Annotated in this window: 3 protein-coding genes and 1 pseudogene; all 4 read left to right on the forward strand. The window is 57.9% G+C overall.

All coding sequences use genetic code 11. The features are described from left to right. Positions 1-578 (forward strand): methyltransferase domain-containing protein (locus H5U36_09425; GenBank protein ID MBC7218331.1); only part of this gene is annotated, 578 nt, incomplete at its 5' end. 23 nt (positions 579-601) lie between these two features. Further along, positions 602-1,786, forward strand: coding sequence for a hypothetical protein (locus H5U36_09430; GenBank protein ID MBC7218332.1), 1,185 nt, complete (start codon positions 602-604; stop codon positions 1,784-1,786). A 5-nt stretch (positions 1,787-1,791) separates the two neighbouring features. Beyond that, a complete protein-coding gene (locus tag H5U36_09435; GenBank protein MBC7218333.1) occupies positions 1,792-2,841 on the forward strand; it encodes an alcohol dehydrogenase catalytic domain-containing protein in 1,050 nt (349 codons plus the stop codon). Positions 2,842-2,915: 74 nt separating this feature from the next. Next, a pseudogene (locus H5U36_09440) lies at positions 2,916-3,953 on the forward strand (DUF1016 domain-containing protein). Positions 3,954-4,058: the final 105 nt, after the last annotated feature.

Below are 4,058 nucleotides of genomic sequence, written 5' to 3' on the forward strand. Positions count from 1 at the left end.
CCTTCTTTAACGAGAAAGCGCCCCTCTGGGACAGCATGCAGGAGGTTCCGGAAGGAAAACTCCGGAGGCTTCTATCTCTTCTTCCCATCACCCGGGGAGGCGTGATTCTTGATGTGGGGTCGGGTACGGGGGTTCTCGTCCCCTTTCTGCGGGAGCTCTTTTCCCCTTTGCTCATTGTGGAGCTTGATATTGCCGAGGCCATGCTCTCGGAGGCCCGGAAGAAATTCGGGGATGAGGGCATCCGGTACGTTCTTGGGGATGCAAAAGATGTGGAGCTTGAGGAGACCTTTGACGCCATCCTCTGCTACTCCTCTTTTCCGCACTTTGAGGACAAAGAGGGGACCGTCCGGCACCTTACCTTTTTCCTGAAGGACGGAGGGGTCTTTGCCATCCTCCATACCTCTGGGCGCAAGATCATCCACGCCATCCACGCCGAGAACGAGGTGACAAAAAACCATCTCCTCCCCGAAGGCGAAGAAGTCGCAAGAATGCTTACAAAACTTGGCCTTCGGGTCTTTGCCGTTCTTGATACCGAAGAGGAGTACCTTGTGGCCGGGGTAAAAGAAGGCGTACAATAGGAAAAAACTACAAGAGGTGGCCTTTGGGAATCTTCCTCCAGTTCGGGGCGGGGAACATCGGACGGGGCTTCATGGGGGAGCTTTTTTCTGAGGCAGGGTACCGGATTGTCTTTGTCGACGTGCGCAAAGACCTCGTGGACCTCCTGAACGCCCGGAAGTTCTATCCTCTCCGCATCCTCGATGGGTACACAAAGAAAACCCTTGAGCGCTCCATAGGCCCGGTGGAGGCTCTTCTTGCCTCAGAGTGTGAAGCTATCGCCCGGGTTTTTGCGAAAGCCCAGGCCTCTGGAACCGCCGTGGGGGTGAAAAACCTCGGGGATATCGCTCCCCTTGTGGCCTTGGGAATCCGGAAACGTCGGGAAATCGGTGCTCCTCCCCTTGATATCTACCTCTGCGAGAACGCCAGGGACGCAGCAGAGCTTCTGAAAAGCGAAGTCTTCCGCTACCTCACCGAAGAAGAAAAACTCTGGGCGGAGGCGAATATCGGCTTTGTGGCGACAAGCGTTGCCCGCATGGTCCCGCCCCGGGAAGCCTTTCCGGAGATTTCCGACCCCCTCCTTGTCGTCGCCGACTCGTACCGGGATTTCCCCTACGATGCAAAAGCCTCCCGGGCCCTTCCTCCTCCCCTACGAAGTGCAAGGGCGGTTGCGAACTTCCAGGCGGAATTCCTCCGGAAATTCCACACCCACAACTTGGGGCATGCCGCTTTGGCGTACCTCGGTTACCTGCGGGGCTACACGTACGTCCACGAGGGATTTTCCGATTCTTTCATCGGCGAGGTTTTCGAGAAAGCCCTTGATGAAACGACGGAAGCCCTCCTTCGCCGGTTCCCGGAGCTTGCCCCCGAAGAGCACCGCAGAATCCGGGAGGATATCCGGGTGCGCTTTGGGAATCCCCTCCTTCGGGACACCGTGCACCGGGTTGCCCGGGAGCCTCTGCGGAAGCTCAGCCCCTCTGAGCGCCTCGTGGGGAGTATCCGACTCTGCCTTGAAGAGGGGGTATTCCCGGAGCACATCGCCTGCGTAAGTGCGGCGGCTCTCCACTACGACTGGGATGGGGACCCGGAAGCGGTGAAGCTCAAGAAGCTCTTGAAAGAGAAAGGCCTTTCCTCTTTCCTTGCGGATTTCTGTGGCATTCCCCCGCAAAGCCCGGTGGGGGAGCGAATCGCCTTCTGGTACGAATTCCTGCGGAACTTACGAAAGGAGTGAGTAGCATGCAGGCAGCGGTTTTCTACGGGCCTTTGAACCTCCGCATCGAGGAGCGGCCCACTCCTCGAGTGGGCAAGGGGGATGTCCTCGTCAAGGTGGAGGCCTGCGCCATCTGTGGAACCGATATCCGCATTTTCCACTTTGGACATCGGGCCATCACCGGACCCCAGATCCTCGGCCATGAAATTGCCGGCGTCATCGCCGAAAAGGGGGAAGGAGTCGAAGGGTACGAGGTTGGGGACCGGGTCGTCGTGGACCCCATCGTCTCCTGCGGGCAGTGCTTCTTCTGCCAGCGGGGGCTCACGAACCTCTGCCTCGTCTTCAAGGAAAAGACCGAAGCCTTCGGCTACTACTACCCCGGGGGCTTTGCCGAGTACGTCCTTGTGCCGGAGAAGGCCGTCCGGCGGGGGAACCTCATCAAGTTCCCCGAAAACCTCTCCTTTGAGGAGGCGGCAATCTCTGAACCCATGGCCTGTGCCCTCAATGGGGAGCTCCTATCGCGTGTTGGCCTTGGGGACCGGGTCCTTGTCATTGGCGCCGGCCCGGTGGGCTGCATGCACATTGCCCTTGCCAGGGTCCTCGGGGCAACGAAGGTCCTCGTCGCCGAGATTCAAAAAGCGCGCCTTGAGGAGGCCAAACGCTTCGGAGCGGATCGGATCATCAACCCCACCGAAGAGAACCTGAAGGAAGCCGTCCTTGCGGAAACCCAGGGCATTGGTCCTGATGTCGTCATTGTTGCCGCCTCCTCCCGCAAAGCTCAAGAGGAAGCCATAGAACTTGCCGCCCCCCGGGGACGGGTGAACTTCTTCGGAGGCCTTCCCAAGGACGATCGCCTCGTCACCGTTGATGGGAACACCGTCCACTACAAGGAGCTCTTCATCCACGGGACTTCAGGCGCCACCGCCTCCCACATCCGGACCTGTCTTGAACTCATGAGCACCGGCCGCATCGATGGCAGAGCCTACATCTCAAAGGTTATCCCCCTTGAGGAACTCCCGAAAATGCTTGAGGAAATCCAGAAGGGCCCATACCTCAAGGTGGTCGTGAAGCCGTAGGGGAGTCCCGAAGGCCAAGAGAGTGGGTGTTCTGAGCTGTGGCCGCTCGTCGAAGAAAGCAGCAATCTACTGCGGTGCTGCCTGCCGGCTATGCAGAGTTCCTGGAGAGCCTCAAGGCGCGGATTCGTCAGACCCAGGTTCGCGCCGCCCTCTCCGCCAATCGGGAGCTGGTTCTTCTCTACTGGCATATCGGGAGAGAAATTCTCCATCGCCAAAAGGAGGAGGGTTGGGGTAGCAAGGTGATCGAGCGCCTGGCTCAAGACCTCAGGCGTGAGTTCCCGGAGATGAAGGGGTTATCACCGCGTAACCTCAAGTACATGCGGGCTTTTGCCGAAGCCTAGCCGGATGAGCAAATTGTGCAGCAGCTTGCTGCACAAATTCCCTGGGGACATCACTGCGTATTGCTGGACAAAGTGAAAGACCGGGACGAACGCCTTTGGTACATCCAGAAGACTCTCGAACACGGCTGGAGTCGGAATGTGCTGGTGCACCAGATTGAAAGCGGACTCTACCGGCGCCAGGGCAAAGCCATCACCAACTTTGAGCATACCCTGCCCACGCCACAGTCGGACCTGGCACGTTCACTCCTCAAAGACCCTTACATTTTCGACTTTCTCTCGCTTAGCCCGGAAGCGCAGGAACGTGATCTGGAACGCGCCCTTCTGGAACGTTTGTGTGATTTTCTCCTGGAACTCGGCAAAGGGTTTGCGTTTGTGGGCAAGCAGTACCACTTTGAGGTGGGTGGGGAGGACTTCTATCTGGATTTGCTCTTCTACCACCTTCGTTTGCGGTGTTTCGTGGTGATTGATCTCAAAATAGGGGAGTTCAAGCCCGAGGACGCCGGCAAAATGAATTTCTACCTTTCGGCTGTGGACGATCTCCTGCGCCACCCGGAGGACCGCCCCAGCATCGGTCTCATCTTGTGCAAGACCCAGAACCGCCTCATTGCCGAATATGCTCTGCGGGACATGGGTAAACCGATGGGCGTGGCAACCTATCGCCTGGGGAAATCTTTACCGGCCGATCTGCGGGAAAGCCTGCCGAGTCCGGAAGAGCTCCAGGAAGGGCTCTCTGTATTCGAGGACCAGAAGAAGCAGAACCATAACCATTAGCGGGTCTGTAATGTTCCAGAGTTTCGTTCACAAGTCCCTCCTTCTTGTTCTTAGGTGAGTTATCCCAGGGGATACGGGAGATATCCCATAACCTGGAGAGGTGCG

It is taken from the genome of Candidatus Caldatribacterium sp., from assembly GCA_014359405.1.
Taxonomy (GTDB): Bacteria; Atribacterota; Atribacteria; order Atribacterales; family Caldatribacteriaceae; genus Caldatribacterium; species Caldatribacterium oleiphilum.

Coding starts and splice junctions, on each gene's coding strand:
- H5U36_09435 (MBC7218333.1), top strand. CDS start 1,792: ATGCAGGCAGCGGTTTTCTACGGGCCTTTGAACCTCCGCATCGAGGAG.